This window comes from Rickettsia sp. TH2014 (assembly GCF_019249195.1).
Lineage (GTDB): Bacteria > Pseudomonadota > Alphaproteobacteria > Rickettsiales > Rickettsiaceae > Rickettsia > Rickettsia felis.
Window position 1 is genome coordinate 1 of sequence record NZ_MXAX01000030.1, and the last position, 611, is coordinate 611.

Below are 611 nucleotides of genomic sequence, written 5' to 3' on the forward strand. Positions count from 1 at the left end.
TCTATTGCGATTAAAAATGGGAGGATTACCTAATTAATTTTTATTTTATCCATTTTTTTCTCATGTTAATTTATGCACCTCTATATACAATATCTAATATTATAATTCAACTACTAATTGTAATTTTTTATATTTCATTTATTCAGAGAAACATAAAAACGCTCTATGTTTCTTGACAAATGCTATGCTTTTATATATGCTTCTTCGTATGTTAGCAAACAAGAAATAAGGCTTAGGAATAAGTACTTCAAGCTCAGCACCCGTAGCTCAATTGGATAGAGTATATGACTACGGATCATAAGGTTAGGGGTTCGACTCCTCTCGGGTGCGCCATTCTTCATTTTCCGGTATTTCTACAAAAATATCAAACGACCGACCTCGTATAAAATCAAGCTTTTTGCCATTTAATTGAAAGCTCGATAGAACTAATTTTATTAATTGTCTTTCACTAAATCTCTAAACTAAGCAACTTTTCTCTTTCTTCTAAATAGTAAATTTACTACCTTATAAAAAGAAATATTAATAATTTAATTAAGCAACAAGTTGCCTTAATTTGGTCATGCCTCCATATTGCAGTTACACCTATTAAAAAGCTATACGTTCAATAAGAG

1 tRNA gene is annotated in these 611 nt (G+C 30.0%); it reads left to right on the forward strand.

What is annotated here, in order from left to right:
• Positions 1-256 precede the first annotated feature (256 nt).
• A tRNA-Arg gene (locus KYQ89_RS00360) sits at positions 257-333 on the forward strand.
• The last annotated feature ends 278 nt before the right edge of the window (positions 334-611 follow it).